The 26,416-nt window shown below is 72.9% G+C and carries 24 protein-coding genes and 1 riboswitch; of the genes, 15 read left to right on the top strand and 9 right to left on the bottom strand.

What is annotated here, in order from left to right; translation table 11 throughout:
- Positions 1 to 16: 16 nt before the first annotated feature.
- A complete protein-coding gene (locus J4E96_RS11280) occupies positions 17 to 571 on the bottom strand; it encodes a DUF6328 family protein (RefSeq protein ID WP_227422206.1) in 555 nt (184 codons plus the stop codon).
- 171 nt (positions 572 to 742) lie between these two features.
- The gene (locus J4E96_RS11285; RefSeq protein WP_227422207.1) at positions 743 to 1,699 is read right to left on the bottom strand and encodes a helix-turn-helix transcriptional regulator; all 957 of its coding nucleotides are present in this window, start codon (positions 1,697 to 1,699) and stop codon (positions 743 to 745) included.
- 62 nt (positions 1,700 to 1,761) lie between these two features.
- On the opposite strand from J4E96_RS11285, the gene J4E96_RS11290 reads away from it, so the two are divergent.
- Positions 1,762 to 2,820 (top strand): ATP-binding cassette domain-containing protein, encoded by a 1,059-nt coding sequence (locus tag J4E96_RS11290; protein WP_227422208.1) that lies wholly within the window; start codon positions 1,762 to 1,764, stop codon positions 2,818 to 2,820.
- Positions 2,820 to 3,617: an ABC transporter permease gene (locus J4E96_RS11295; RefSeq protein ID WP_227422209.1), complete on the top strand. Its 798-nt coding sequence runs from the start codon at positions 2,820 to 2,822 to the stop codon at positions 3,615 to 3,617. Before J4E96_RS11290 ends, J4E96_RS11295 begins: the two co-directional genes overlap by 1 nt.
- An 18-nt stretch (positions 3,618 to 3,635) precedes the next feature.
- On the opposite strand, the gene J4E96_RS11300 is transcribed toward J4E96_RS11295, so the two are convergent.
- The gene (locus J4E96_RS11300) at positions 3,636 to 4,406 is read right to left on the bottom strand and encodes a DNA alkylation repair protein (RefSeq protein WP_227422210.1); all 771 of its coding nucleotides are present in this window, start codon (positions 4,404 to 4,406) and stop codon (positions 3,636 to 3,638) included.
- A gap of 166 nt (positions 4,407 to 4,572) precedes the next feature.
- Here J4E96_RS11300 and J4E96_RS11305 point away from each other — a divergent pair, with 166 nt between their 5' ends.
- Positions 4,573 to 5,112 (top strand): flavodoxin/nitric oxide synthase, encoded by a 540-nt coding sequence (locus tag J4E96_RS11305; protein ID WP_227422211.1) that lies wholly within the window; start codon positions 4,573 to 4,575, stop codon positions 5,110 to 5,112.
- A gap of 17 nt (positions 5,113 to 5,129) precedes the next feature.
- On the top strand, positions 5,130 to 5,549 hold the full coding sequence (locus J4E96_RS11310) for a hypothetical protein (protein ID WP_227422212.1): 420 nt from the start codon (positions 5,130 to 5,132) through the stop codon (positions 5,547 to 5,549).
- Positions 5,550 to 5,601: 52 nt separating this feature from the next.
- Here the strand turns inward: J4E96_RS11310 and fes are convergent, their stop codons facing one another.
- The gene (gene fes / locus J4E96_RS11315) at positions 5,602 to 6,855 is read right to left on the bottom strand and encodes an enterochelin esterase (RefSeq protein WP_227422213.1); all 1,254 of its coding nucleotides are present in this window, start codon (positions 6,853 to 6,855) and stop codon (positions 5,602 to 5,604) included.
- Between the two features lie 96 nt (positions 6,856 to 6,951).
- Here fes and fepB point away from each other — a divergent pair, with 96 nt between their 5' ends.
- The 6 genes from fepB (at position 6,952) to J4E96_RS11345 (ending at position 13,165) form a co-directional block, all read left to right on the top strand.
- Positions 6,952 to 7,956, top strand: coding sequence for a Fe2+-enterobactin ABC transporter substrate-binding protein (gene fepB / locus J4E96_RS11320; protein ID WP_227422214.1), 1,005 nt, complete (start codon positions 6,952 to 6,954; stop codon positions 7,954 to 7,956).
- Entirely contained in the window at positions 7,953 to 8,963 is a 1,011-nt protein-coding gene (locus tag J4E96_RS11325; RefSeq protein WP_227422215.1) for a FecCD family ABC transporter permease, read from the top strand. Before fepB ends, J4E96_RS11325 begins: the two co-directional genes overlap by 4 nt.
- Positions 8,960 to 10,063: a FecCD family ABC transporter permease gene (locus J4E96_RS11330; protein ID WP_227422216.1), complete on the top strand. Its 1,104-nt coding sequence runs from the start codon at positions 8,960 to 8,962 to the stop codon at positions 10,061 to 10,063. The genes J4E96_RS11325 and J4E96_RS11330 overlap by 4 nt, the downstream gene beginning before the upstream one ends.
- 2 nt (positions 10,064 to 10,065) lie before the next feature.
- A complete protein-coding gene (locus J4E96_RS11335) occupies positions 10,066 to 10,938 on the top strand; it encodes an ABC transporter ATP-binding protein (protein ID WP_227422217.1) in 873 nt (290 codons plus the stop codon).
- A gap of 92 nt (positions 10,939 to 11,030) precedes the next feature.
- On the top strand, positions 11,031 to 11,999 hold the full coding sequence (locus J4E96_RS11340) for a phosphodiester glycosidase family protein (protein WP_227422218.1): 969 nt from the start codon (positions 11,031 to 11,033) through the stop codon (positions 11,997 to 11,999).
- Positions 11,999 to 13,165, top strand: coding sequence for a glycosyltransferase (locus tag J4E96_RS11345; protein WP_227422219.1), 1,167 nt, complete (start codon positions 11,999 to 12,001; stop codon positions 13,163 to 13,165). Before J4E96_RS11340 ends, J4E96_RS11345 begins: the two co-directional genes overlap by 1 nt.
- Here the strand turns inward: J4E96_RS11345 and J4E96_RS11350 are convergent.
- Entirely contained in the window at positions 13,058 to 14,662 is a 1,605-nt protein-coding gene (locus J4E96_RS11350; protein ID WP_227422220.1) for an acyl CoA:acetate/3-ketoacid CoA transferase, read from the bottom strand. The genes J4E96_RS11345 and J4E96_RS11350 overlap by 108 nt on opposite strands.
- A 1,162-nt stretch (positions 14,663 to 15,824) precedes the next feature.
- On the opposite strand from J4E96_RS11350, the gene J4E96_RS11355 reads away from it, so the two are divergent.
- The 3 genes from J4E96_RS11355 (at position 15,825) to J4E96_RS11365 (ending at position 20,901) form a co-directional block, all read left to right on the top strand.
- Positions 15,825 to 17,219 carry a GntP family permease gene (locus J4E96_RS11355; RefSeq protein ID WP_227422221.1) on the top strand — a complete coding sequence of 465 codons (1,395 nt, stop codon included), beginning with the start codon at positions 15,825 to 15,827 and terminating at the stop codon, positions 17,217 to 17,219.
- Between the two features lie 167 nt (positions 17,220 to 17,386).
- Positions 17,387 to 19,606, top strand: a complete 2,220-nt coding sequence (locus J4E96_RS11360; RefSeq protein WP_227422222.1) for a glycoside hydrolase domain-containing protein — start codon at positions 17,387 to 17,389, stop codon at positions 19,604 to 19,606.
- Positions 19,603 to 20,901: a glycosyltransferase gene (locus J4E96_RS11365; protein ID WP_227422223.1), complete on the top strand. Its 1,299-nt coding sequence runs from the start codon at positions 19,603 to 19,605 to the stop codon at positions 20,899 to 20,901. Before J4E96_RS11360 ends, J4E96_RS11365 begins: the two co-directional genes overlap by 4 nt.
- Positions 20,902 to 21,001: 100 nt before the next feature.
- Here J4E96_RS11365 and J4E96_RS11370 read toward each other — a convergent pair whose 3' ends face one another.
- Complete coding sequence (locus J4E96_RS11370; protein ID WP_227422224.1) at positions 21,002 to 22,648, bottom strand: HNH endonuclease signature motif containing protein; 1,647 nt, start codon at positions 22,646 to 22,648, stop codon at positions 21,002 to 21,004.
- 113 nt (positions 22,649 to 22,761) lie between these two features.
- Positions 22,762 to 23,169 carry a DUF1801 domain-containing protein gene (locus tag J4E96_RS11375; RefSeq protein WP_227422225.1) on the bottom strand — a complete coding sequence of 136 codons (408 nt, stop codon included), beginning with the start codon at positions 23,167 to 23,169 and terminating at the stop codon, positions 22,762 to 22,764.
- Positions 23,170 to 23,191: 22 nt separating this feature from the next.
- Between J4E96_RS11375 and J4E96_RS11380 the strand changes: the two genes are divergently transcribed.
- Complete coding sequence (locus J4E96_RS11380; protein ID WP_227422226.1) at positions 23,192 to 23,794, top strand: dihydrofolate reductase family protein; 603 nt, start codon at positions 23,192 to 23,194, stop codon at positions 23,792 to 23,794.
- Between the two features lie 19 nt (positions 23,795 to 23,813).
- Here J4E96_RS11380 and J4E96_RS11385 read toward each other — a convergent pair whose 3' ends face one another.
- Entirely contained in the window at positions 23,814 to 24,209 is a 396-nt protein-coding gene (locus J4E96_RS11385; RefSeq protein ID WP_227422227.1) for an MmcQ/YjbR family DNA-binding protein, read from the bottom strand.
- 62 nt (positions 24,210 to 24,271) lie between these two features.
- Complete coding sequence (locus tag J4E96_RS11390) at positions 24,272 to 25,888, bottom strand: molybdopterin-dependent oxidoreductase (protein WP_227422228.1); 1,617 nt, start codon at positions 25,886 to 25,888, stop codon at positions 24,272 to 24,274.
- Between the two features lie 129 nt (positions 25,889 to 26,017).
- Positions 26,018 to 26,083: riboswitch (guanidine-III (ykkC-III) riboswitch) on the top strand.
- Between the two features lie 15 nt (positions 26,084 to 26,098).
- On the opposite strand from J4E96_RS11390, the gene J4E96_RS11395 reads away from it, so the two are divergent.
- Positions 26,099 to 26,413, top strand: a complete 315-nt coding sequence (locus J4E96_RS11395; protein WP_227422229.1) for a DMT family transporter — start codon at positions 26,099 to 26,101, stop codon at positions 26,411 to 26,413.
- Positions 26,414 to 26,416 lie beyond the last annotated feature (3 nt).

Consider the following 26,416-nt stretch of genomic DNA (forward strand, 5'->3'; position numbering starts at 1 on the left):
TCCGGATGGCCCGCGCTCACGGCCCGTGACGCGCGGCGCGGGCCATCCGGTACGGCACGACCAGCCAGAAGATGGCGAGCATCACGAGCACGCCGCCGCCCGCCACCAGCGCGGCGACCCGGCCGACGACGACGTCGAACACCAGGAGCGTCGTCCCCGCCACCGCGAGCGCGAGCGCGGCGAGCCCGACGAGCGCGAGGTGGTCCGCCGCCGTGACGAGCTGGGACTTGAGGTGCCTGCGGAAGAGCACCCGGTGCAGGCTCACCGGCGCGACGATGAGCCCCGTCGTGAGCGCCGCCAGGAGCACGAGGGCCAGGTAGACGCCCCGCTGGAACGACGTGAGGTCGGCGAACCGTTGCTGGAACGGCAGCGTGAGCAGGAATCCCGTGAGGATCTGCGCGCCGGTCTGGGTTACCCGCAACTCCTGGAGCAGCTCGTTCCAGTTGCGATCCATCCGCTCGTCCGTCGACTCGCGCCGTCCGGACGGCTCGCCGCCTCCCGCCGACGCATCGGCCGCCGCATCGGCCGAACCCACACCCGCACCCGCGCCCGCGTCAGCTGTGGTGCTCATCCTGTCCTCCTCGGTCGCGCCGACGCCTCACCGCCATCCTGCCCAGCGATCGGCGCGCGAGGTAGTCACTGTGCGTCGAGGTCGTCCGTTCTACCAGACGAACTCAGCGCGAACTGACGAACTCGACGCCGGCCGGCCGGCCGGCGCCGCCCACGTCCAGCCCCGATCACGTCAGACCGCCGCCGCGAGCCGGTCGCGGAGGTCGCGCAGGGCCGCGCGCACCTCCGGCCCGCAGGTCACGGTCCACGCCATCTCGGCGGGGATCCACAGGAGAGCCGAGAGCAGCTCGGGGATCGAGTTCCCGCCGATCGGCCAGTCGACGCCGCCGTCCGGCCGCTCGGTCGAGCCGCTCGACCACACGCCGAAGTGCGCGCGGACCAGCTCGAGCCCGGCGTCGAGGTGCACGATCGCGACGTGCCGGCGCAGCGCCTGGGAGTGTGCCGCCGCGACGAACTCGGCCGCATCGGCGGCGGGCAGGTCCCGGGCCGCGAACCGCGCGCCGGTGCCCTGCACGGCCGCCATCCGGTCGATCCGGAACGTGCGCCAGTCCCCGCGCCCGACGTCCCACGCCACGAAGTACCAGTGCCGCTCGTGCGGCACGAGCGAGTGCGGCTCGACGTGCCGCGACGTCTCGTCCCCCGCGAAGCTCGTGTACCGGAACCTCAGGCGCTCGTGGTCGCGGCACAGGAGGGCGAGCCGGCCGAGCAGGTCGGCGTCGATCCGGGCGACGGGCCCGGCCGAGACCGCCGTGTGGTCCTGCAGCGCCTGGACGCGTCGCCGCAGCGACGAGGGCAGCAGCTGCTCGAGCTTGGCGAGCGCGCTCAGGCTGGTCTGCTCGCCCTGCGCGACCCCGAAGATCGCGGCCGTCCGCAGGCCGACGGCGATCGCGACGGCCTCGTCGTCGTCCAGCAGGAGCGGGGGAAGGGTCGCGCCGCGCTCGAGCTGGTAGCCGCCCGCGACGCCGGGCCGGGCCCCTACCCGGTACCCCAGCTCGCGGAGCCGGTCCACGTCGCGCCGCAGGGTGCGTGCGGTCACGCCCAGCCGTGCGGAGAGCTCCGGCCCCGTCCAGTGCCGGTGGGTCTGGAGCAGCGAGAGCAGCTGGAGCGCGCGTGCGGTCGGATCGGCCATGGGCGAAAATCTACCCGGAATCGCGGACAGAATCTGGCCGGGATTCTTCCTAGGGTCGGTCCATGACAACCACACCGATCATCAGCGCACGCGGCCTGAGCAAGCGATTCCGCGGACCCGCCGGCGCCGCCGTCGTCGCCGTGAGCGACCTGACCATGGACGTCGAGGCCGGACCGCTCACGGCATTCCTCGGCCCGAACGGGGCGGGCAAGTCCACCTCGCTGCGCATGCTCACGACGCTGCTCGAGCCCACGGGCGGCACCGCGCGGGTGTGCGGGTTCGACGTCGCGCAGCAGCCCGCCGAGGTCCGCGCCCGCATCGGGTACATCGGCCAGAAGAACGGCGCGGGGCAGTACCAGCGGGTCCGCGACGAGCTGCTCAGCCAGGGTGCGCTCTACGGGCTCGGCCGCGTCGAGCGGCGCCGCCGCGTCGACGAGCTGCTCGAGGTGCTGGAGCTCGGGGAGCTGGCCGACCGGCCGACGATGAAGCTCTCCGGCGGCCAGCGCCGGCGCGTCGACATCGCCCTCGGGCTGATCGCCGCGCCGCGGCTGCTCTTCCTGGACGAGCCGTCGACCGGGCTCGATCCCCAGTCGCGCGCGCACCTGTGGGCGCACCTGATCACGCTGCGCGAACGGTACGAGATGACGCTCTTTCTCACGACCCACTATCTCGACGAGGCGGACCAGTTCGCCGAGCGCGTGCTCGTCGTCGACCGCGGCCGGTTGATCGCGGATGACTCCCCCGCCGGGCTCAAGGCCCGCCTCGCGGGTGACCGCATCACGCTGACCGTGACCAGCGACTCGGGCAGCGCCTCGGCGACCGACGACGTCGCGCACCTCGTGCGCCGGGCCGCGCGCGAGTCCGGGGCGCCCGACGCCGAGCCCACGCTCGCCGAGACCGCCGTCGGCACGCGCCTCGCGATCAGCGTGCACCACGGCGACCGCGTCCTTCCCCGTCTCGTGCTGGACCTGCATGCGAGCGGCCACCACGTGGTCGCGGCCGAGCTCGCCCGGCCGACCCTCGACGACGTCTTCCTGACCCTGACCGGCCGCAGCCTGCGCGAAGACCACCCCGGCGAGCCGGCCGCCGATCCGATCCCCGCGACCGCTGGAGCGCTCTGATGACCTCGACGACCCTGACCGACGTCCCCCGCAGCGCCCGGCCGGCCGGCCTGGCACGCGACACCACGAGCGTGTTCGTGCGCGAGCTCCGCCCGATGCTGCACGACCCGTTCACGCTCGTGTTCACGCTGATGCAGCCGCTCGTGTTTCTCGCCTTCTTCGGCCCGCTGCTCTCGGGTGTCTCGGGGCAGCCCGTCGCGACGGCGTTCCAGAGCTTCGTGCCGGGCATCGTCGTGATGATCGCGCTGTTCGGCACGGCGATGACGGGCTCGAACCTGCTCTTCGAGATCCAGGGCGGCTCCCACGAGCGCATGCTCGTCGCCCCCGTGGCGCGTGCGGCGCTGCTGATCGGGCGCGCCTGCAAGGAGATGGTGCCGCTCGTGCTCCAGGCCGTCGTCATCACCGCGGTCGCGGCACTGTGGGGGTTCCGGCCGGACCTGCCCGGCATGGCCATCGGGCTCGTGCTCCTGGCCGTGTTCGGGCTCGGGTTCGGCGCGCTGAGCTACGCCCTCGCGATCGCGGCCCGCACGCGGGACTGGGTGTTCTGGGGCGTGCAGCAGGGGCTGCTCTTCCCGCTCATGCTGCTCTCGGGGATGCTCCTGCCGCTCGACGCCGGCCCCGCCTGGATGCAGACGCTGTCCCGCCTCAACCCGCTCACGTACATGGTCGACGCCGAGCGGGCGCTGTTCAACGGCCAGTACGGCGACGGCGCGGTGTGGCAGGGCGCGGTGGCCGCCGTCGCGGTCGCGGCCGTGGGCCTCGCGGTCGGCATCCGGGCGATGCGCCACAGCGTGTAGCCGGCCGGGCCCGGCGGCCTAGCGGCCTAGCGGTCGCCCCTCGGAGCCCCGGAGGTAGGTCGCGCGCAGCGGAGCCGGGAACCTCTCGATCGCGTAGCGCAGCATCGTGCGGGGCATCTCGGCGTGGTGGGCCGAGAGGAAGGCCTCCGCCGCGGGCCGGTCCCGGTTGCCGACCTCCCGCAACATCCACCCGACCGCCTTGTGGATCAGGTCGTGCTCGTCGTGCAGCAACCGTTCGGCCAGCTCGAGCGTGCGGTCGAACCGGCCCGCGCGGATGTACGCGAACGTCGCCATGATCGCGATGCGCCGGTCCCAGAGCAGGTCGGACGCCGCGAGCCGGTCCAGCACCGCGTCGTCGCGCTCGGGCACCGCGTCGTCGCGCTCCAGCAGCCACGGACCGAGGACGTACGGCGCGCTCGAGTCCACCAGGTCCCAGTTGTTGAGGCGGTCGGTGTGGGCGAGCAGCACCTGCACCGCGGCGGCGCGCTCGCGGTCGTCGCCGCGCTCGAACCTGCGGACCAGGACGAAGACTGCCGTGAGCCGCTCCTCGTGCCACGGGCTCCGGAGCAGGGCGGCGACGTCGTCGAGCGTGAGAGCGCCGTGGTGCCGGCGGGCCACCGCACGTTGCGCCGGCACGCGGACGCCCAAGAACCGGTCGCCCTCGCCGTAGCCGCCCGGGCCGGCCTGCAGGTATCGGCCGAGCGCGGCGACCCGGGCCGGCTCGGCGGCCGCGGCGAGCTCCGCGCGCACGGCGTCCAGCGCCGTCGGTCCGAGCGCGCCGATCTCCACGCGGGCGAGCCTAGGCCTCGGCCGGCGAGCTCGGGCCGGCGAACGCGACCGGCGCCCGGGCCTTTCGGCCCTGGCGGACCCGTGGGCGACGCCAGAGCCTGGAGCTCAGGCCTGCGCCGGGCACCGTTGCCCGGCGGCGGCGGGCCGGGCGTGAGAGGACGGCACCATGCGCGCACTGTTGATCTACGAGTCGATGTTCGGCAACACCCGCGACGTCGCGCAGGCGGTGGCGGCGGGGCTGGCCGGCGCCGCCGACGTCCAGATCGTCGACGTCGGCGCCGCCGGCCAGGGCGTGGACGCCGGGGTGGACCTGCTCGTCCTCGGCGGCCCGACGCACGCCTTCGGGATGAGCCGGCCGGCCACGCGCGCAGACGCCCACAAGCAGGCCGGGCACACCGTGACGAGCCTCGACGTCGGCGTGCGCGAGTGGCTCGAGCGCCTCGGCCCGGTGCCGGCGGGAGTCGCGGCCGCCACGTTCGACACCCGGGTCACCACCGGCCGGGTTCCGGGCTCGGCAGCCCGTGCGGCGCGCCGTCGGCTGGCCCGGGCCGGCTGCCGGCTGCCCCTGCCCGCCGAGACCTTCTACGTCGAGGGCACCACCGGGCCGCTCAGCGTGGGCGAGGTCGACCGGGCCCACGACTGGGGCGAGCAGCTCGGCCGAGCGGCCGCCGCGACCCTCGGCCCGACCACGGCCACGGCTGGCTGACCGCGGGGGCGACGATCATGATCGACACCTTCCTGCGATCCGTGCTCCCCGCGGCCGCGCCGTGCCCGCACCGTCGGACGTTCATCACGGCCGAGTCGCTCGTCGCGATCGGCGGGGTGGTCGGCGCGGCCCAGCTCGTGACCGGGACCGTGGCACCGCCGGTGACCGACCTCGCCCCGCTCGGCCTGACGAGCTGGGTCCTGCCGGGAGTCTGGCTGGCGGCCACGGTCGCGGTGCCGTCGGCCACCGCGGCATGGCTCGCGTGGCGGCGCGCACCGCTCGCGCCGACGGCGGTGCTCGCGGCGAGCGGCCTGCTCGCGCTCGAGCTCGGCGTGCAGATCCCGTTCGTCGGCCCCAGCGTGCTCCAGGCGGTGTTCGGCGCCGTCGCCGTCGGCCTCGGCGGGCTCGCGGTGCATGCCCGTCGCACCGGCTGGTGAGCCGTGGCTCCGGCCGGAGCCCCGGGCGGAGACCCGCGCCGAGGCCGTGACCTCACGGCGCGAACAACGCCTCGATGCCGGGCGCGAGCCGGGCGCGCCACCAGGCCCAGTCGTGCCCCCCGCCGACCTCCGTGACCTGCAACCACTCCCCCCGCGCTCCGATCAGCGCCGCGATCTCCCGGTTGGCGTCGGCGAGGGTGCCCTCGTAGGTGCCCACCTGCAGCACGGTGCGGGTCGCGCGCGGCGGCGCGGAGAGCAGCCACTGCCCGATCCGGCCGCCCGGCCCGGCGGCGGCGTCGGGCCACCAGAACGAGCCCGACTGGCTCAGCACGAGGCCGAACCGGTCCGGCCGGCGAGCCGCGCAGTGCAGCGCCGCGAGACCGCCGTAGCTCTGCCCGGCGACGGCGGTCAGGGCCGGGTTCGCCGTCGCCGTGAGCCCGCGCGCCGCGAGCAGCTCGGCCACCAGACCGGGCAGCAGGTCGTCCGCGAGCGCGTCGACGAAGGCGTCGTCGCAGGTCAGGTCAGCAGCACGCTCGGCCGACGTACCCGAGCCGACGAGCACGACGACGAGCGGGCGGGTCCGTAGGCCCGCCAGCACCGGGGCCACCGGCACCCCCTGCGCCCAGACCTGCCCGTCGAACAGCACGACGACGGGCAGCGGCTCGGCGTGCTCGCCGGGCGGGACCCAGAGCCAGACGGTGTGGGCGCGCACGCCGTCGGCCCGGTCCCAGGTCGCCGCGGTGAGCTCACCGGCGGCCGCACGGTCCGGGCCGGCAGCCAGCTCGGCGGCCAGCTCGGCGGCCAGCTCGGCGCGCGAGCCAGCGAGCACCGACCGCGCCTCGTTGCGCGCGGCCCGGTAGACCGGGCCGCGGTTGAGCGGGTCGGCGATCGAGTGGGTCAGCACGGCGAGCCACCAGCGCCGCGCGGCGGGCGTGTCGCGCGCCGCCGGGGACCGCAGGGGCTCGCCGAGCGGGATCAGCGAGTACGAGCCGACGAAGCCGGGCTCGACCGCGAACGCCGCCCACCACACGTCCGTGCCCGCCAGGCGCGCCATCGTCCCGGCGTCGAGGTCGCCGCGGTCGGTCAGCCCGACGAGGTCGAGATACACCGCGGCCGACGTCTCGTCCCTGGCCACGAACACCTGGACCTCGAGCCGTCCGGCGTCCACGCCACGCAGGGGGGTGCCCTGCGCCGCGGCCGCGAGCCACCACGCGTCGGACCCGACGTCGAGCCCCGGCAGCGCCGTGCGCAGGTGCTCGAGCTCGTCGCCCGGGTCGAGCCTCCCGGCCGCCACGGCGGTCAACACGGGACCAACGTCTTGGGGTGCGGCATGAGGTGAGGCTAACCTAACTCCGGCCGCGCGTTCGACGCGGCCCCGCAGCCACCCGCCGAAGGACCCGCCATGCATCTCGCGCCCCGCCGTTACCGCCTCGTGGCCCTGATCGGGGCGCTTGCCCTCACGGCGACCGCCTGCTCGACGCAAGCGAGCCCCAGCGACGCGGGCACGCCGGCGGCCGAGGACCCGGCGGGGGCCTGGCCCCGCACGATCACGCACGCCCTCGGCGAGACGGTCATCGACGAGCAGCCCACGACCATCGTCTCGACCTCCCTCACGCTGACGGGGACGTTGCTCTCGATCGATGCACCCGTCACGGCGAGCGCCGCGAGCACCCCGAGCGGCGAGTCGGGCGACGTCGGCTTCTTCGCGTGGTGGGCCGACGTCGCCCAGGAGCGGGGCGTCGAGGTGCTGTACCCGAACCTCGAGTACGACGAGGAGGCGATCATCGCGGCCGCGCCCGACCTGATCGTGGTCTCGACGACCGGCGCGGACGCGACGGCCGACCAGTACGACGCGCTCAGCGCGATCGCGCCGACGATCGCGCTCGACTACAGCGCGGCGAGCTGGCAGGACATGGCCGCCCAGCTGGGCGTGGCGACGGGGCTCGAGGAGAACGCCACCGCGACCGTGAGCGCGTTCGACGCCCGCCTCGCCGAGGTGCGCGACGCGATCACGGTGCCCGCCGGCACGACCAACGCCGTCGTGTTCCGCGGCGACGGCGGCGACACCGCGTTCGCCAAGCCGAACGGCTCGCACGGGCAGCTGCTCGCCTCGCTCGGCTTCGACGTGGTGGGGGCCGACGACGCCCTGGACACGAGCGAGCAGGCTCGCACCGACTTCGCTTTCGTCTCGCTCGAGAACACGGTCGACGCGCTCGCCGGCGAGACCGTCCTGGTGGTCAGCGGCTCCGACACCGAGGTCGAGGCACTCCTCGCCGAGCCGGTGCTCGCGAACGCGCCGGCCGTCGCGGCCGGCCAGGTGTACGCGCTCGGCGACGACTCGTTTCGCATCGACTACTTCAGCGCCAGCCTGATCGTCGATCTCGTCGAGACGCTGTTCGCCGCGTGAGCTCGGGCCGGGCGCGCCGCCGGGCGCTCGGGCTCGCCGTCACGCTCGGGTTCCTCGCCGTCCTCCTGCTCGCGAGCCTCGCGGTCGGGTCCCGACCCGTCCCGATCGCCTCCGCGTGGCACGCGCTCGTGCACTTCGACCCGACGGACGACGGGCAGCTCATCGTGCGCACGCTCCGGCTCCCCCGCACGCTGCTCGGCCTCCTGGTCGGGGCGGCGCTCGGGGCCGCCGGCGCGCTCATGCAGGCGCTCACGCGGAACCCGCTCGCCGACCCCGGCCTGCTCGGGATCAACGCGGGGGCGGCCGCCGTCGTGGTCGTCGCGATCGGGGCGTTCGGGGTGACCGACCCGGCGGCGTACCTCTGGTTCGCGCTGCTCGGCAGCGCCGCGGCCGCGACGGCGGTCTACGGGCTCGGCGGCGCGTTCCGCCGGGGCGCCAGCCCGGTCCGGCTCGTGCTCGCCGGGGCCGCCGTCGCCGTCGTGCTGGCGGCGTTCACCGGCACGGTCACCGTCAACTACCCCGACGTGTTCAACCTCTACCGCTTCTGGGTGGTCGGCAGCCTCCAGGGCCGCGGGTTCGACGTGCTCGCGCCGACCGGCGCGCTCATCGTCGCGGGGCTCGTCCTCGCGCAGGGCCTGTCGGGCTCGCTCAACGCGCTGGCGCTCGGGGCGGACGCGGGGACGGCGCTCGGGGTCTCGGTGCGCCGCACGTGGCTGCTCAGCGCCGCCGGCGTCGTCGTCCTCGCGGGCTCGGCCACCGCCGCCGCGGGGCCGATCTCCTTCATCGGCCTCGCGGCCCCGCACGTCGCGCGCCTCGTCGTCGGCCCCGACCACCGGTGGGTGCTGCCGTACTCCATGCTGCTCGGCGCGGTCGTGCTGCTCGGGGCCGACGTCGCCGGTCGCGTCGTGGCCCTTCCCAGCGAGGTCCAGACGGGCGTCGTGAGCGCCCTGATCGGCGCCCCGCTGTTCGTCGCCCTCGTGCGCCGGCGCCGGATCGCGACGCTGTGAGCGCCGCGACGGGCCGGACCGCGCACGAGAGCGACCCGCGCCGGACCGCGCCTGAGGACGACCCGCGCCTGCCCGGCCGGGTCTACCGCCGCGGCCGGTGGTCGTGGCGGTGGCGGCCGCGCTCCGTCGTCGTGTGCGCCGCGCTCGTCGCGCTGACGTGTGCGCTCGGCGTCGTCGCCATGACGCAGGGCACGATCGAGCTCACTGCGGGGGAGGTGCTCGCCGCGCTGGTGGGCACCGGCGTCGTCGACCAGACGGCCGAGCGCGTCGTGCTCGGCATCCGGCTGCCGCGCCTCGTCACCGGCATCTTCGTCGGGGCCTGCCTCGGGATGGCCGGCGCGATCTTCCAGTCCATCTCGCGCAACGCGCTCGGCTCGCCGGACATCATCGGCCTGACCGCCGGGTCGGCGACCGGCGCGATCGTGCAGATCGTGCTGTTCGACGGCGGTCCCCTCGCCGTGGCCGCGTGGGCCGTCGGGGGCGGGCTCGTGTGCTCGGCCGCGGTGTACCTGCTGGCGATGACGCGCCGGTCCGGCGGCGGCTACCGCCTGATCCTCGTCGGCATCGGGGTCGGCGCCTTCCTGGCGGCGATCAACGCGCTCCTGCTGACCCGGGTGGGCCTCGACCAGGCGCTCGAGGCCGAGATCTGGCTGCAGGGCTCCCTGGCCGGGCGCCGCTGGGAGCACGCGCTGCCGGTGCTGATCGCGTTCGTGCTGCTCGCGCCGCCCGCGGCCGCCGCTAGCCGCCGCCTGGACCTGCTCGAGCTCGGCGACGACACCGCGACCCAGCTCGGGGTCCGCGTCGAGCGGTCGCGGCTCGCGCTGATCGTGATCGGCGTCGGCCTGACCGCACTCGCCACCGCCGCCGCGGGGCCGATCGCCTTCGTCGCGCTCGCCGCACCGCAGCTCGTCCGGCGCCTGAACCGGGCGCCGGGCGCGCCGCTGCTGTCCGGCGCCGTGATGGGCTCGGCGCTCCTCGTCGGCGCCGACCTCGCCTCGCGGCACCTCCCCTTCGCCTGGTCGGTCCCCGTGGGACTGGCCACCGGCGTCCTGGGTGGCGTCTACCTGCTCTGGCTCCTCGGCACCACCCGGAAGGTCTAGCCATGACGATCACGCCCGAGGCCGCCACGTGCGCCGAACCACGGCTGCACGCACGAGGCCTGACGCTCGCCTACGGCAACCGGACCGTCAGCGAGGGGCTCGACGTCGAGGTCCCCGACGGCTCGTTCACCGTGATCGTCGGGCCGAACGCGTGCGGCAAGTCGACGCTGCTGCGTGCGCTCGCGCGGCTCCTGCCCGTCCGCGCGGGCGAGGTGTTCCTCGACGGCGCGCCGATCGGGTCCCGCCCCGCGAAACAGACGTCTCGGCTGCTCGGACTGCTGCCGCAGTCACCCTTCGCGCCCGACGGGATCACCGTCGTCGACCTCGTGGCCCGGGGACGGTTCCCGCACCAGCGCTTCCTGCGCCAGTGGTCGGCGGCCGACCAGGACGCGGTCGCCCGGTCGATGCGTGCCACCGGCACGACGGACCTCGCCGACCGGCTCGTGGACGAGCTGTCCGGCGGCCAGCGCCAGCGGGTCTGGCTCGCGATGGTGCTGGCCCAGGACACGCCGATCCTCCTGCTCGACGAGCCGACGACGTTTCTCGACCTCGCCCACCAGATGGACGTGCTCAACCTCTGCCGCGAGCTGCACGAGCAGCACGGCCGCACCCTCGTTGCGGTGCTGCACGACCTGAACCACGCGGCCCGCTACGCGACGCACCTGATCGCGATGCGCGACGGCGACGTCGTCGCGCAGGGCCCGCCGAGCGACGTCGTGACCGAGATCCTGGTCGAGCAGGTCTTCGGGCTGGCGTGCCGCGTCATCCCCGACCCGGTCACGGGCTCCCCCTGGGTCATCCCCCTCGACCCGCGCCCCTCCACCCCCTCGCCGAGTGCGACGATGCGGGCTTTGCCAGGTCCGCGCGAGCGCTAGAGGGTCGCACTCGGCGAGGGGTCGGGCGGGTGCACAGCCGGCCCACGGGCGGCTCACGGCGCGGGCCTGGACCGCGCGCCTAGAACTGGGGCATGCCCCCTCGACGCACGCCCCGCCGCTGGTTCCGACGCACGCCGCTCCGCACTCCCCGCAGGAGGGTCCGGCGCACGATCATCGCCGGCGCCCTCGCCCTGTCCGTGACCACCGCCGGCGCGTCCGTGTGGGCGCTGGACCGCTTCGTGGTCGAGCACGTCGAGATCGCCGACGTCAGCGCGTACGAGTCCGAGCAGGCGGCGAGCACGACCACGCAGGAGTCGGGCGCGGCCGTCTCCGCCGACTCGGACGTCACGATCACGACGGTCACCACCGGCAGCGGCGACGACACCGTGACGTACTACGTGGCGGACATCGTGCTCGGCGACGCCACCGCGCTGCGGTCCGCGTTCGCGCAGGACTCCTTCGGGGAGAACATCACCGAGAACACGTCCGACATCGCCGCCGACAACGACGCGGTGTTCGCGATCAACGGCGACTACTACGGCTTCCGGGACACCGGGATCGTGATCCGCAACGGCGTCGTCTACCGCGACGAGGGCGCGCGCGAGGGCCTCGCCTTCTACCGCGACGGCACCGTCGAGGTCTACGACGAGACGACCACGACCGCGGCGGACCTCGTGGCCGACGGCGTCTGGAACACGCTCTCGTTCGGGCCGGCCCTGCTCAGCGACGGCGAGGTGGTCGACGGGATCGACAGCGTCGAGGTCGACACCAACGTCGGCTACCACTCGATCCAGGGCGATCAGCCCCGCACCGCCGTCGGGGTGACCGACGACGGGCACGTCGTGTTCGTCGTCGTCGACGGCCGCAGCCCCGGCTACAGCAAGGGCGTCACGCTCCCCGAGCTCGCCTCGATCATGCAGGGGCTGGGCTGCACGACGGCGTACAACATCGACGGCGGCGGGTCGTCGACGATGTACTACGACGGCGAGGTCGTCAACGTCCCGCTCGGGACGGGCACCGAGCGCGGCACCTCCGACATCCTGTACATCGCGGGCTCCTGATGATCGTGCTGATCCCCGCCTACGAGCCCGACGACCGGCTCGTGCGCCTCGTGGAATCGATCCGGCGGGCCGCGCCGCAGCTGCACGTCGTGGTCGTCGACGACGGCAGCGGCAGCGCGTACACGGAGGTGTTCGCCGCCGCCCGCGCGCGGGGGGCCGCCGTCATCGGGTACGCCGCGAACCGCGGCAAGGGCAGCGCGCTGAAGTCCGGCTTCCGCCACGCCGCCCGCGCCTTCCCCGGCGAGGCGGTCGTGTGCGCCGACTGCGACGGCCAGCACGACGTCGCGGACATCCTGCGCGTGGCCGGCCGGGTGGAGCCGTCGGGGCGCACCATGGTGCTCGGGTCGCGCCGGTTCACGGGCCGGGTCCCCCCGCGCAGCCGCCTCGGCAACGCCGCGACCGCCGTCGCGTTCCGGCTGGTCACCCGGGTCCGGCTGCACGACACGCAGACCGGGCTGCGCGCCTACCCCGCCGCGATGCTGCCGTGGCTGGCGACGGTCGACGGCGATCGCTTCGAGTACGAGCTCAACCTCCTGCTGCACGCCGCCGGCGCCGGCTACGCGGTCGAGGAGGTCGAGATCGCGACGATCTACCTCGCCGGCAACGCGTCGTCGCACTTTCGCCCGGTGCTGGACTCGCTGCGGATCTACGCGCCGCTGGCGAAGTTCGCGCTCTCGTCGGTCGCGGCGTTCGTCGTCGACACCGTCGCCGTCCTCGCCCTCGTCGCGGCCATGGGCTCCGACTCGCTGCTCCCGGCGGTGCTCGGCGCGCGCGCGCTCAGCGCGAGCGTGAACTTCCTGATCAACCGCGCCCTTGTCTTCGACCGCGACGCGCAGGCGCCCGTCAGGGTCGCGGCCGCGCGCTACTGGGCGCTGGTCGCGGCCCTGCTGGCCGCGAACTTCGCCCTGCTCACCGCCCTGACCGAGCTGGGGCTTGCGCTCCTGCCGGCCAAGGTGCTGACCGAGGCCGCGCTGTGGGCGGTGAGCTACCAGGTCCAGCGCCGCGTCGTGTTCGCCGGCGCCGGACCCGCACGGACGGCCGCTCGCGGCCGGCCCGAGTCAGCGCAGGGCGGCGAGCAGGCTCTCGTCCTCCGGGTCGGCAGCGTTGACCTCGTCGGCGATGTACATGGGCACGTTGGCGAAGATCTTGGCGTCCATCAGCCGTAGGTCCGGCGACACGATCGGCGCGAAGCCCATCTGATCGAGCACGTCCCGCTGCAGGTCGATGCCGGGGGCGATCTCGGTCAGCACGACGCCGGCCGGCGTGAGCCGGAAGACGGCGCGCTCGGTCACGTAGAGCACGGGCTGGTCGACGCTCACGGCGTAGTCGCCCGAGAACGTGATCTGCTCGACCGCGTCGAGGAGCTTGCGGAAGCGCCCCTCCTGCACGATCGTCACGCGCCCCTCCTGGACCGAGATCTTCAGCCCGCCGGCCGTGAGGGTCCCGCAGAACACGACCTTCTTCGAGTTCTGCGTAATGTTGATGAAGCCGCCGCAGCCCGCGATCCGCGGGCCGAACTTGCTCACGTTGATGTTGCCGCTGCGGTCCATCTGGGCCAGGCCCAGGAACGCCGCGTCGACGCCGCCGCCGTCGTAGAAGTCGAACTGGTACGGGGCGTCCAGGAGCGCCTCGACGTTGGTCGACGCGCCGAAGTTCATGCCGCCGGCGGGGATGCCGCCGACTCCCCCCGCCTCGACCGTCAGGGTGATCTCGCCCGCGGTGCCCTCTTCGTTCGCGACGAGCGAGACGCCCTCGGGCATGCCGATCCCGAGGTTGACGACGTCGCCGGGCGTGAGCTCCAGCGCAGCGCGGCGCGCGATGATCTTGCGCTCGTCGAGGGCCATCGGGGCGAGCCCGGTCAGGGGCACGCGCACCTCACCGCTGAACGCGGCGCTGTACGGCTCGACGAACGTCTGCCACTGCTGCTCGGGGGTGACGACGACGACGGCGTCGACCAGGATGCCGGGCACCCGGACCGTGCGCGGGTCGAGCGAACCGGCGCTGACCAGTCGTTCGACCTGCGCGATGACGATCCCGCCATTGTTCTTCGCGGCCTGCGCCATCGACAGGGTCTCGACGGTCACGGCTTCCCGCTCCATGCTCAGGTTGCCCTTCTCGTCGGCCGAGGTCGCCCGGATGATCGCGACGTCGACCTTCACCGCGTGGTAGAAGAGGCACTCCTGGCCGCCGAGCTCGACGACCTCGACGAGGTCCGTCGTCGTCATCGCGTTGAGCTTGCCGCCCTCGACCCGCGGGTCGACGAACGTCTTGAGCCCGACCTTCGAGACGGTCCCGGGCTTGCCGGCGGCTGAGTCGCGCAGCAGCTGCGTCAGGGTGCCCTGCGGGAAGTTGTAGGCCTCGATCTTGTTCTCGACGGCGAGCTGACCCAATTTCGGGGCGAGATTCCAGTGGCCGCCGATGACCTTGCGAACGAGGCCCTCATGGCCGAAGTGGTTGGTGCCCTTGGTCTTGCCGTCACCAACCCCGGCGCAGAACATCAGCGAAAGGTCGCGCGGATGCGCCGTCGCGAGGAACTGGTCCTCGACCGCCGCGGCAATCACCTCGGCGAATGCCGCGCCGGCAAAACCGGTGACCCCCACGAAGGCTCCGTCGGGAATCAACGCGACGGCCTCGAGGGCAGACAGGACCTTAACCTTGAGCACAAATCCTCTTCCTGTACGTCTTAAGCGATGGGGGTCTTCGTTGATCTCGATCGATAGATGAGGAATTGCGCGGGCAGGCGGCTGCAACCTGTTTGGCCCCGCATTTTGAAGGTAGCACCCGATTTCGGCGTTGACGGGGGACGTCTGGGACCTAGAGCCCGGACGACTTGCGGCCCGCGCGCCGCACCGGGGCACCGCCCGGGCGCCGCAGCGGCGCGCGATGCCCCGGTGCGCGTCCGCCGAGGGCGGGCCCGCAGACCCCCGCGACCGGCTGGCAGATACCGGCCGCGACCTGCGACTCGAGGCCGCGTCCGCCGGCTCGGACACCCGCTCCGGCGGCCGGCCGGTGCGCCCGCGCGGGCACGGCGCACGGCGACGAACCACGTCCGGTCTGCCCGCTGCTGGGTGCTGGTGCCGGGTACGAAACTGCTCGAAACTCGCACAGCGACCCACCCGGAGGCCGGCCCGGGAGCAGGCCCGGCCATGGAAACGCTCCCATACCGGCGGCTCCTCGAACCGGGCCCGCTCCCGACTCGAGGACGTGTCACCCGGACGGAGCAACGGCCCGGGGGCGCGCCGTCGTCGCCGGCCGCGCGGGCGCCGAGAGACAGCAGGGCGCCGCGGCCGCGGCGAGCTCGCCCGACTGCCGGGAACCGCCCTTCGGGGCCCGCGACCCGAATGTGAACGGGGGACGAAGGTCCCGCTCGCGGACCGCGCGCATCCCTAAAACTGGTGCATCGGCGGACGCTGCAGTTTGTCGGAGCAAAGCTCGTGAGGTGCCCACCCGCCCGCAACGGCGATGGTGGGAAAGTAAGATCTGGCTGCTACCGTTAATTCTGCCGCCGCCCAGCGGCCGCGTGACGCGGAGCCAGAAGCGACGGCCTCACCGATTCGTTGTTCGACCGACAGCACGAAAGTCGCTCGACAGCGCACGAGCTTTCGCGTGCATTGCACGCCCGATCGCCTTCGCAGTCTTCCCTGCTGAGCACCTGTTAGACGCTGCTGTCTGCCCGAGCACAACTTCGAACTCGCCTCACCTTTACCCGCGACGCGCTCCAAGAAACGGATCCGCGCCTGCCGTCGCGCGCTGTACCGGCACTGCGCTCGCGGTGACGCACGTCCTTTTTCAAGCATGACCGAATGTGATGGAGGCGAAACACACGTGGGTGTAGTCGGTATCCTGTTGGCCCTCGGGCTTCTGATGTTCCTGGCCTATCGAGGCTTCTCGGTGATCTTCTTCGCGCCGGTGCTCGCGATCCTGGCGGCCGTGTTCTCCGGCCTGTCGATCCTGCCGACGTACACGGAGATCTTCCTCCCGAGCCTCGCGAACTACGTCAAGGTCTACTTCCCCTTCTTCCTCCTGGGTGCCGTCTTCGGCAAGGTCATGGATGAGTCGGGGGCCGCCCGGTCGATCGCCCGCGCGATCGTGAACAAGCTCGGCGTCAAGCGCGCGATGCTCTCCGTGGTGCTGTCCGCCGCGGTGCTGACCTACGGTGGCGTGAGCCTGTTCGTCGTCGCGTTCGCGGTGTACCCGTTCGCAGCCTCGATCTTCAAGGAGGCTGACATCCCGAAGCGCCTCGTGCCCGCCACGATCGCGCTCGGTGCCTTCACCTTCACGATGGACGCCCTCCCGGGGACCCCGCAGATCCAGAACTCCATCCCGATGAAGTTCTTCAACACGGACCTGTACGCCGCCCCGGTGTTCGGCACGCTCGGCGCGATCATGATCCTCGTGATCGGCATGTTCTACCTCGAGCGCCGGCGCAAGTCCGCGCAGGCCAAGGGCGAGGGCTACGGCCTGGGACACACGAACGAGCCCGAGATCCAGGAAGACCGCTACCTGCCGAACCCGTGGCTGTCGGCCGTGCCGCTCCTCGCGGTGCTCGTCGTCACGTTCGTGCTGCAGAAGTTCATCTTCCCGAACTGGGACGTCACGGCCGAGGTCACGCAGCCGCCGTACAACATGCTCCCCGACGGCGTCGTCGGCACCCAGAACAACTGGGCGCTCATGGTCGCGCTCGTCGTCGGCATCCTGCTGGCGTTCGTCATCAACCCCCGCGGCATCAAGGGCAACGTCGCCAAGGCGATCAACCTCGGCGCCATCGGCTCGCTGCTCGCGGTGCTCAACACCGCGTCCGAGGTCGGGTTCGGCAACGTCATCAAGTCGCTGCCCGGCTTCCAGTCGATCGGGTCCTCGCTCACCGGCATCAACTCCGGCGGCAGCCCGCTGCTGTCCGAGGCGGTCACCGTCAACGTGCTGTCCGGCGTCACCGGGTCGGCCTCGGGTGGCATGAGCATCGCGCTCGACACCTTCGGCGAGTACTACCTCAACTGGGCCGACCGGATCGGGATGAACCCCGAGCTGCTGCACCGCGTCGCGTCCATGTCCTCCGGCGGGATGGACACCCTGCCCCACAACGGCGCGGTCATCACGCTGCTCGGCATCGCCGGCCTGACGCACAAGCAGTCCTACAAGGACATCTTCGCGATCACGCTGCTCAAGGCGGGCACCGTGTTCACGCTCATCCTGCTCCAGAGCGTGTTCAACTTCGTCTGATCCTGCGCTGCACGACGCCGGGCCGCGACCACGCGTTGGTCGCGGCCCGGCGTTCGTCCAGCCAGCCGTAACGCGCCGGACACACAGGGCTCGTACCGTCCTGCCATGATCGCGGACAGCAGGCCACGCCGGACGTCCGGTCTCCCCCGCCGCGCGGGACCCGGCCGATGATCGACCGCGTCGATCCCTTCATCGGGACCGACGTCACCGACCTGCCCGAACGGACCGGGCTGGCGGCGAGCTGGTGGTGGCCCAAGCCATCGATCGGCAACACCCACCCGGGCGCGACCTATCCGCTCGGCATGGTCTCCGCGTGCGCGTACTCGGGTGCCTACCCGACCGGCTACGGCAAGTACGACCTGGTCACCGAGGGCGTCCCGACGCAGCTGCACGAGCGCCAGCTGGCGTCCGGCTTCACGCACTTCCAGCAGTCCGGCACCGGCGCGATCCGCAAGTACTACAACTACTTCCGGGTCACCCCGATGCTCCAGCCCCTCGACGCGCTCGGCGAGCTGTGGGAGATCGACGCCGAGAGCGCCGCGCCGGGCTCCTACTCGGCGACGCTCGCCTCGGGCATCCGCTGCGAGGTGACCGTCGGGCCCAAGAGCGCGGTGCACCGCTACACGTTCCCGAGCCACCGCGACGCGCGCGTGGTGGTCGACTTCTCGCTCGGCGGCCTGTCGATCCCGTTCGGGACGACCGTCCCGCTGCGCGCGCACCTGCATGCCGTCGGCCCCGGGATCGCGCAGGGCGAGATCGTCGTGGAGGGCGCGCCGCTCGCGGTGCACGTCGAGTGCGACACGCCCCAGTGGCGGCAGATGCTCTGGTACGACCGCCGGCTGATGCCCGGCGGGACCCGGCTCGACTTCGACTACATCCGGCCGACGACGTTGCGCCCGTTCGGCCTCATGTGGGCGGGCCCGACCGAGCCCGGCCAGGTGGTCGAGCTGCGCTTCGGCTTCTCTTTGCGGGGGGTCGAGCAGGCACGCGAGAACCTCTACGCCGACTGCGGGCCGGGGCCGTCGAGCTTCGAGGACCGGCGGGCCGCGACGGCGGCGACCTGGCGCGAGCACCTCGGCGCGATCAGCGTCGACTCCCCGTCGACCGACCGGCAGACCGTCTTCGCGACCGCCCTGTACCACTCCCTCATCAAGCCCTGCCTCGCGCCCGGCGAGAGCCCCTTCTGGCCCGCGAGCGGCCCGTTCGCGTACGACATCGCGACCATGTGGGACATCTACCGGACCCAGCTGCCGCTGCTGACCACGCTGCTGCCCGAGCGCGCGTGCGAGCTCGCGCAGGCGCTGCTGTACATCTCCGAGGAGGAGGGCAACCTGCCGATCGGCTACCGGATGGCGCGCGGGGCTGACCAGTTCTCGCGGCAGGGCAGCGCGCTCGCACACACCTTCCTCGCCGACCTGTGCCAGCTGGGGCTCGGGATCGACTGGGACTGGGCGCTCGTGCACATGCACAACGACCTGCGCCGCATGTACGGCGAGGACTTCCTCCTGCGCGGCGAGGTCCACCCGATCAGCCACACCCTCGACCTCGCGTTCGGCTACTGGTGCACGTCGGTGGTCGCCGCGCAGGTCGGCGACCAGGCGCTGGTTGCGGAGTTCGCACCGCTCGCCGCGCGCTGGGCGAACGCGTTCGACGCCGCGACCGGGCTGCTCAAGGACTCGACGTTCTACGAGGGCGGCAAGTGGAACTACTCGTTCCGCCTCGTCCACGACATGGCGGCGCGGATCGCGCTAGCGGGCGGCGACGACGCGTTCGTGGCCCTGCTCGACCAGTTCTTCGGCTTCGGGGCCGACGCCGTGACGCAGCCGGGCGTGCGACCGGGCATCGACGAGATGGCACGGGGCTACGCGCTCAACCGGTTCGAGGGCCTGAACAACGAGCCGGACATGGAGGCGCCCTGGTCCTACCAGTACGCCGGCCGGCCGGACCGGACCGCCGAGGTCGTGCACGCCGTCGTCCAGCAGCAGTTCGCGACGGGCCGCGGCGGGCTGCCCGGCAACGACGACTCGGGCGGCCTGAGCTCCTGGTACGTCTGGGCGACGCTCGGGCTGTTCCCCGTCGCGGGGCAGAACCTGTTCCTGATCAACACCCCCGCGTGGCGCGAGTCGCGGATCCAGGTCGGCGCCGCGGCGTTCACGATCGCCACCTCGGGGTTCGTCGAACCCGTGCCGGGCAGCCCGGCGCAGTACGTCCAGTCGGTCCGGCTGGACGGCGCCCCGCTCGAACGCAGCTGGCTCACCGGCACCGAGCTGCACCGCGGCGGACTCCTGCACATCGAGCTCGGGCCGGTTCCGAGCCGCTGGGGCACTGAGATCCGCCCACCGTCGACCTCACAGAGGCCGCCCTCCCCACACACCGGAGCGACATGACCCGTCCACCGACCCACCGCCTGGTGATCGTCGTCCGCGCCGACCCGGTGATCTGCGGGCACTCGGGCGAGGCGCGCAACCTCGCCGAGGCCGCGCTCGACCGCGGCTTCGACGACGTCCGCATCCTCACCTGGCCCATCGACCGCCTGCTGGAGACCGGGCTACCGCTCAAGCCGCTGGACCGCGTGCTGCCCTACAGCGACGGCATCGTCGTCGAGCGCCCCGCACCGGTCGGCGACTACAAGGTGCCCGACGGGCGCTACCTCGCGGGGCTGACCGGCCGCCTGGTCGAGCTCTTCACCGACGGCGTCCCGACCGTCTGCCTGTCCCTGTACCTGAGCCCGCACGCGGTCGCGGTGGCCGACGCCGTGCGGGTCGCGCGCAGCACCGGCCTGCCCGTCAACGTCACGACCGTCGCGGAGGCGGTCGGGTCGGACGTCACGAACGTCGTGCGGTCCTGCCTCGAGGACGGGCGCTGGGGCGCGGCCGCGCACGTGCTGGCCAACTACCTCGCCCACGACGTCTGCCTCGCGGTCTCGCAGTACACCCGCGAGCTCATTCTCTCCGAGGCGGCCGAGATCGACGCGCGGCACGGCACCACGTTCGCGGCACGATGCCAGGAGCGTGTGCACGTCTCGTACCCCGCCATCGACGTCGCGGCCTACCTGGGCCTGGACCAGGCCGAGGGCGACGCGGCTCTTGCGCGGCGCGGGCTTGAGCGCGACGGGTACGTGCTGTTCCTGTCCCGCCTGGCCCACGCCAAGGGCGTCGACGACCTGATCGCCGGATTCGAGCGCAGCGCGGCCCGCCGGTCGTTGCGGCTCGTGGTCGCCGGGAGCGGCCCGGACGCGGGCCGGCTGCGCGAGCTCGCCGCGGCGTCGCCGGCCGCCGGGCAGATTCTGTTCCTCGACGACGTCGACGACGAGGAGAAGGCGCACCTCATGGCGGGCTGCGTGGCGTACGCGCTGCCGAGCAAGCCGCGGCCCGAGTTCGTCGAGACGTTCGGGATCGCACTGGTCGAGAAGATGCTCTCCGGCGGCGGCCCGGTCATCACGACCGAGACCGGCGGCATCGGCGAGGCGGTCGGCGACACCGCCATCTTCGTGCCGGTCGCCGATCCGGACGCCATCGCGGCGGCGCTCGACCGCGTCATCGCGATGTCCGGCGAGGAACGGGCGGAGATGGAGGCACGGTCCCGAGCGCACGCGCTGCAGTTCGACCGCGCCCTCGTGCTCGACAACATCCTCTCCCTCTTGCCGAGCGCGGTCCCCGCAGCCGAGCCGATCAGCGCGTAGCTGGCTGATTCCAGGGTTCAGATTCGCAGGGTTCTGATTCCTAGGTTCAGAGGTCGTCGGACAGCCTCAGACTCGGTGTCCGGAACCGGGTCAGGCTCGGCTAGAAGGGTGGGTCGTCGGGCTGGGGTGTGTGCAACCAGGGCCGGTCGGGTGGCGGCGGGTCGGGGTTGACGTCGACGGAGGGCCGCTTGTAGCGGTGCTTGGTCGGTGAGGTCCACCACGTGTCGCCGGTGGAGGTGTCGAGGTCGGGGCGCCAGCCGCCGTACGTCTTGGCCCGATGATGGTGACGACACAACGAGTGCAGATTCTCCGCGCAGGTCTGCCCGCCGAGATCGGGGTGGTCGTGGTCGTAGGGGTCGCGGTGGTCCAGGTCGCACCGCCACGCCGGCATCCGACACCCCACGAACGTGCACGTCCTGTCCCGGGCCAGGACGGTGCCGGTCAGGTCGGCGCCGGGGCGGTACCCGCGCGGCCCGATCCCCGTCACACACCCGGTGGCGGGGTCGGTGAAGATCCGCCGCCACGTCGCGTCCGCCGCGATCGCCCGCACCAGATCCGCGGGGATCGGCCCGTACCCGGCCAGCTCCCCCGGCACCTCATCCAACCCCAACAACGTCGTCGCAGCCGCGGTCACCTGCAGGTGCGGTCGACGCCCATGCTCCGTCTTCAGCGTCCCGCCAGCCTGACCCGCCTGACCCGCCTGACCGGCCTGACCCGCCTGACCGGGCTCCTGTCCCGCTGTGCCGGGTAGTGCGGTGGTGGGGGCGATGCCGTTGTCGAGGATGTCGGCGCAGAGGTCGGTCAGGGCGTCCGCGCGCCGGGCCGCCACACCGCGTGGGTCGGCGGGGTCGGCGGAGGCGGCGATCGCGTCGATCGCGGTGAACACGGTCATCGCGTCCTTAGCGGGTAGGTACGCGGTCAACCACGCCATCACCCCCGGCGCCGGGCTGACCCGCACATACCTGTCCGCGGCGTCGCGGGCGCGCCGCTGGGCGACGGCGGCCGGGTTCACGGTCAGCTCGACCTTGCGCAGGCGCGCCTTCAACGCCGGCACCGTCAACCCCGGCGCGACCGGCAGCACCGCGTCCAGGACAGCCGCGGCCGCGTCGTCGTCGAGGTGCCCGACGCCGTCGACCAGGGCGGTGGCCTTGCGGTGATCGATCACCCCAGCCGCCAACGCCTCATTCACCGCGGGCCAGGCCGCCAGTGAGGTCCCGAGGCTGACCTTCGCCTCCGCCACCGACCGGGACATCACCAGCACCGACGCGACCTCATCACCCACGAACTCACCCAACCGCTGCGCATCCCGGCGCCGGGCCAGCTCGGCGATCATCTCGCCCTGCCGCGCCGCAGCCAACGACGTCACACGTTCCCAGGCGGCGATCGCCTCGATCAACACCGCATCATGCACATCCCCCGGGCACAGACCCTCAAGCAGCTCCACCAACGGCGAGCCCGGCACCTGGTCCATCAACGCCGTAGCCAACGCGACCTGATCGATCGGCCCCGCGATGCAGGACCCCGCGGCCGCGGCCTGCGCCAACGCCGCCCCCGCCTCCGCGAACACCCGCCCAAGCAACACCCCGAACGCCACATCCACCGAGAACGCCGGCGCAATGACACCCGTGGCGGTGGCGCCCGCCGATGTGACGCCCGTGGACGTGTCGGCCGCCGAGGTGGCGCCCGCGACCGCCAGCCCGGCCCCCGCTGGGACCCCCGTTACCTCGTCATCGCTCGCTTCGAACATGTGTACAGACTAGGACGGACCACCCACACGCACCCCACCCCGCAACCCGACCTGTGCACAAACCCACGACAGGGAGCCCTGAGGCAGCAGGCCGGCAGGGACCCGGGCGACAGCTAGCCGTGCAACGCCCGCCAGGCGTCGCCGACGAGGCGCTCGAGCACCTCGAGGTCGATGGCGTCGAGCCGCTTCACGTAGACGCACGACTTTCCGGTGGTGTGCGGGCCGAGCTCGGCGAGCAGCGGGTTGTCCGGCTCGTAGGCGTTGTGGATGCCGTAGATCGTCAGGGCCGGCGTGCGGGGCGAGAATCCGACGTCGAACCAGTTGTTGGTGCCGAGCGTGTTCGTGTGCGACGTCGAGCCGAATCCGACCATCGTCGGCCCCCACATCACCGCCGGCTGCTGGGTCACGCGCTCCATCAACTCACGGAGCACGTGACCCTCCGCTCGCCGTCGAGGGTGCGCCACCGCGTCGAGGAACTCGGTGACGTCTCGGTCCGTGGGTCGGGTCTTCGGTTCGGCCATGCACTGAACGTATCTTTTCGGCATGAGCCTCGTCACTGCCGACATCGCGGTCTCGTTGAACTTGGTCGCCGCCGGTCACGACCAGTCACAGGAGCACCCCATGGGGGCGGTCGTGGGGCAACGGTTGCACACCTGGATGTTCGAGCACGCTGACGACCACGCGGACGAGGTGGCGGGGATCCTTCGTGCCCGCGCCTACGTGATGGGCCGGAACATGTTCGGGCCCGATCGGGGCGCGTGGGACCTGGGGTGGCAGGGCTGGTGGGGGCCGGAGCCGCCGTACCACGCGCCCGTCTTCGTGCTCGGCTCGCGGCCCCGGCCGCCGCTGACGATGGCGGGCGGGACCACGTTCCACTTCGTGACCGACGGGATCGAGGCCGCGCTCGAGCGCGCCCGCGACGCGGCCGGCGACGGCGACGTCTCGATCGGCGGCGGCCCGAGCACCCTGAACGCCTACCTGGCCGCTGGCCTGGTCGACGAGCTGCGGCTGCATGTCGTGCCGTTCACAGTCGCCGGCGGGCTCCGGGTCTTCGACGGCGTGCCGGACCTGGCGATGGCGCCGGTCTCAAGCCGGACGACGCCGCAGGTCACCCACCTCGTCTACCGCCGCGCTCGAGCATCGTGAGCGGACCACGCAGCGGGGATCACTCCTCCCGCTCGGCGAGGAACCGCTCGGCGAGGTCCGCGGGCGCGCTGACCAGCCACGCGTCCTCCAGCGCCCTGCGCAGCTGCGCCTCGTCGGCGTACTCCAGCTGCAGCAGGACCGCGGCGTAGTTGTCGAAGTGGGAGATCGTGAACAAGAACGTCGGGTGCGCCTGCAGCAGGGCCTCCTTGTCCTCGAGCCCGTCCGTGACGAGCGCGACGATCGGCCCCTCGGGCACGGGGGCGCTCGCGTAACGCTTGAGGTCGGCCTTGCTGAACGGCCGCTCCCAGGCGAACACCTTCCCGCCGACGAGCCAACTCCGGTGGTCGCGGCGTTCGCCCTCGGCGACGCCGGGGAGCGCGTTCACCAGCCGTTGGACGTCCTCGAGATCAGCCATCACGGCAGGATAGTGACCGAGGCCGGCGCGAGGTAAGCCCCGGCCTCGGCCGGTTCGCTCGCCTACTCCACCGTGACGACGATCGAGTGCTGCCCGGTGGCGCCGTCGGGCACGGTGTCGACGCGATCGGCAGTCTGGACCTCCCCGGTGGCATCGGTCGCGCGGACCGTGAGCTGGTGCGACCCCGGGGTCGCGTCCCACACGAACGACCACTGCCGCCAGGTGTCGATCGAGGCCTCGGTCGCGAGCGTCGCCGCGGCCCAGTCGCCGTCGTCCACCTGGACCTCGACGGCCGTGACGCCCCGCTGCTGGGCCCACGCGGTGCCCCCGATCGCGACCTGCCCGGCGGGCACGCGGTCCAACGAGCGGGGAACCTCGATGCGCGACGCCGTCTTGATCGGCCCCTTCTCCGACCAGCCCCGGTCGGTCCAGTACGCGCGGGCATCGGCGAATCGGGTCACCTCGAGGTCGACGACCCACTTGGTCGCGGAGACGTAGCCGTACAGCCCGGGGACGACCATGCGCACCGGGAACCCGTGGTCGGCGGGCAGCGGCTCGTCGTTCATGCCGATCGCGAGCATCGCGTCCCGGTCGTCGGTCAGCGCCGCGAGCGGGGTCGACGCGGAGAAGCCGTCGATGCTGGTGGACAGCACCATGTCGGCGTCGGCCGTCGGCCGGGCCCGGGCCAGCAGTTCGCGGACCGGCAGCCCGAGCCACTTGGCGTTGCCGGCCAGGTCTCCCCCGACGACGTTGGACACGCAGGTGAGCGTCACCCAGGACTCGATCAGGTCCGCGTCGAGGAGATCCTGGAAGGAGATCTCGATCTCCTCCTCCACGAGTCCGTGCACGCGCAGGCGCCACGAGTCGACGTCGACCTGGGGAACGGCCAGCGCGGTGTCGATCCGGTAGAAGTCGCCGTTGGGGGTCACGAACGGCGCTGCGCCGACGACGCCGGACTCCACCCCGGCGGGCAGCGCGGCGGCCCGACGCGACGCCGTCGGCAGCCGGAGCGCTCGCCGGGCGGCCTCGACGGTCCGCGTCGCCTGCCCGAGCACCTGGCCTCCCACCCCGGCCAGGGCCGCGACGGCCGAGGTGACGAGGGCCGCCGCGATGAAGGACCGGCGGCCGAGGCCGCGATCGGCACCCGGCGCGGCGCGATCCGGTACGTCGCGATCCGGCGCGGTGCGATCCGGTACGTCGCGATCGCCCTCGGCCGCGCGGCGCGCCCCGGGCAGTCGGGACACGAGGACGCGCAGCGCGACGAGCCCGACGGCGCCGCCGACGAGGCTCGGGACGACCGCCACGGCGGACGCGCTCGGCCGGGTCACCGCCGCGGCCGCGCCGACCGCCGCCAGCACGACGACGACGCCGGCCCCGAGCGCCCAGCGGCGGCGCGCGAGCACGCCGGCGACGGCTGCGACCAGCGCGATCACCACCGCCATGCTGACCAGAAGGGCGAGCTTGTCGTTCGTCCCGAACGTCGCGATCGCGAAGTCCTTCAGCGCCGGCGGCGTCGCGTCGATGAAGACTCCGCCGACGGCGATCAGGGGCGCCGCCTGGGGCGCGACGACCACGGCGACGAGCTGCGCGACCGCGAGGGTGGTCGCGGCGGCCAGCACGCCCGCGAGGGCGGCCAAGAGCGTCGTGCCGACCTTGGCGTGGGGACGACGTGCACGCATGAGGACTCCATATCCGGCCGACACCGCAGGCCACCTCGTGTCGGGATGCTGCTGACACGGGGAGTTCGGAGCCGGCCGCCGCCCGGATGGGTGCGGCTTGCTCACGCGACGGGCGTGTGACATCGTCCGAGAGGCCCGCAATGCACGGGGCGACCGGACGAGGGAGCCGTACCCGGAGGGCGACAAGACGGCCACGAGGTGGAGACCGTCATGTCATGGATCGTGCTCGTCCTGTCCGGCATCCTCGAGGCCGTGTGGGCAACCGCGCTCGGCAAGTCCGAGGGCTTCACACGCCCGGCGGCGGTGGCTACCTTCGTCACCGCCCTCGCGCTGAGCATGGCCGGACTGGCCTACGCGATGCGCTCCCTGCCGGTCGGCACGTCCTACGCGGTCTGGGTCGGCATCGGCGCCGTCCTGACCGTCACCTACGCGATGCTGACCGGCGAGGAGGCGTTCTCCGTGCTCAAGGTGGCGCTGCTCGTCGGCATCGTCGGCTGCGTCCTCGGCCTCAAGCTGCTCCACTGACGT

The sequence above is a fragment of the Pengzhenrongella sicca genome (assembly GCF_017569225.1).
In the GTDB taxonomy this organism is placed as follows: domain Bacteria; phylum Actinomycetota; class Actinomycetes; order Actinomycetales; family Cellulomonadaceae; genus Pengzhenrongella; species Pengzhenrongella sicca.

Bases quoted from the DNA above. Each gene is read 5' to 3' on its own strand.
- J4E96_RS11280 (WP_227422206.1), bottom strand. From the start codon at position 571: ATGAGCACCACAGCTGACGCGGGCGCGGGTGCGGGTGTGGGTTCGGCC.
- J4E96_RS11375 (WP_227422225.1), bottom strand. From the start codon at position 23,169: ATGGCCGAACCGAAGACCCGACCCACGGACCGAGACGTCACCGAGTTC.
- J4E96_RS11290 (WP_227422208.1), top strand. From the start codon at position 1,762: ATGACAACCACACCGATCATCAGCGCACGCGGCCTGAGCAAGCGATTC.
- J4E96_RS11310 (WP_227422212.1), top strand. From the start codon at position 5,130: ATGATCGACACCTTCCTGCGATCCGTGCTCCCCGCGGCCGCGCCGTGC.
- J4E96_RS11340 (WP_227422218.1), top strand. From the start codon at position 11,031: ATGCCCCCTCGACGCACGCCCCGCCGCTGGTTCCGACGCACGCCGCTC.
- J4E96_RS11335 (WP_227422217.1), top strand. From the start codon at position 10,066: ATGACGATCACGCCCGAGGCCGCCACGTGCGCCGAACCACGGCTGCAC.
- J4E96_RS11305 (WP_227422211.1), top strand. From the start codon at position 4,573: ATGCGCGCACTGTTGATCTACGAGTCGATGTTCGGCAACACCCGCGAC.
- J4E96_RS11360 (WP_227422222.1), top strand. From the start codon at position 17,387: ATGATCGACCGCGTCGATCCCTTCATCGGGACCGACGTCACCGACCTG.
- fepB (WP_227422214.1), top strand. From the start codon at position 6,952: ATGCATCTCGCGCCCCGCCGTTACCGCCTCGTGGCCCTGATCGGGGCG.
- J4E96_RS11390 (WP_227422228.1), bottom strand. From the start codon at position 25,888: ATGCGTGCACGTCGTCCCCACGCCAAGGTCGGCACGACGCTCTTGGCC.
- J4E96_RS11295 (WP_227422209.1), top strand. From the start codon at position 2,820: ATGACCTCGACGACCCTGACCGACGTCCCCCGCAGCGCCCGGCCGGCC.
- J4E96_RS11370 (WP_227422224.1), bottom strand. From the start codon at position 22,648: ATGTTCGAAGCGAGCGATGACGAGGTAACGGGGGTCCCAGCGGGGGCC.
- J4E96_RS11365 (WP_227422223.1), top strand. From the start codon at position 19,603: ATGACCCGTCCACCGACCCACCGCCTGGTGATCGTCGTCCGCGCCGAC.
- J4E96_RS11345 (WP_227422219.1), top strand. From the start codon at position 11,999: ATGATCGTGCTGATCCCCGCCTACGAGCCCGACGACCGGCTCGTGCGC.
- J4E96_RS11380 (WP_227422226.1), top strand. From the start codon at position 23,192: ATGAGCCTCGTCACTGCCGACATCGCGGTCTCGTTGAACTTGGTCGCC.
- J4E96_RS11395 (WP_227422229.1), top strand. From the start codon at position 26,099: ATGTCATGGATCGTGCTCGTCCTGTCCGGCATCCTCGAGGCCGTGTGG.
- J4E96_RS11385 (WP_227422227.1), bottom strand. From the start codon at position 24,209: ATGGCTGATCTCGAGGACGTCCAACGGCTGGTGAACGCGCTCCCCGGC.
- J4E96_RS11285 (WP_227422207.1), bottom strand. From the start codon at position 1,699: ATGGCCGATCCGACCGCACGCGCGCTCCAGCTGCTCTCGCTGCTCCAG.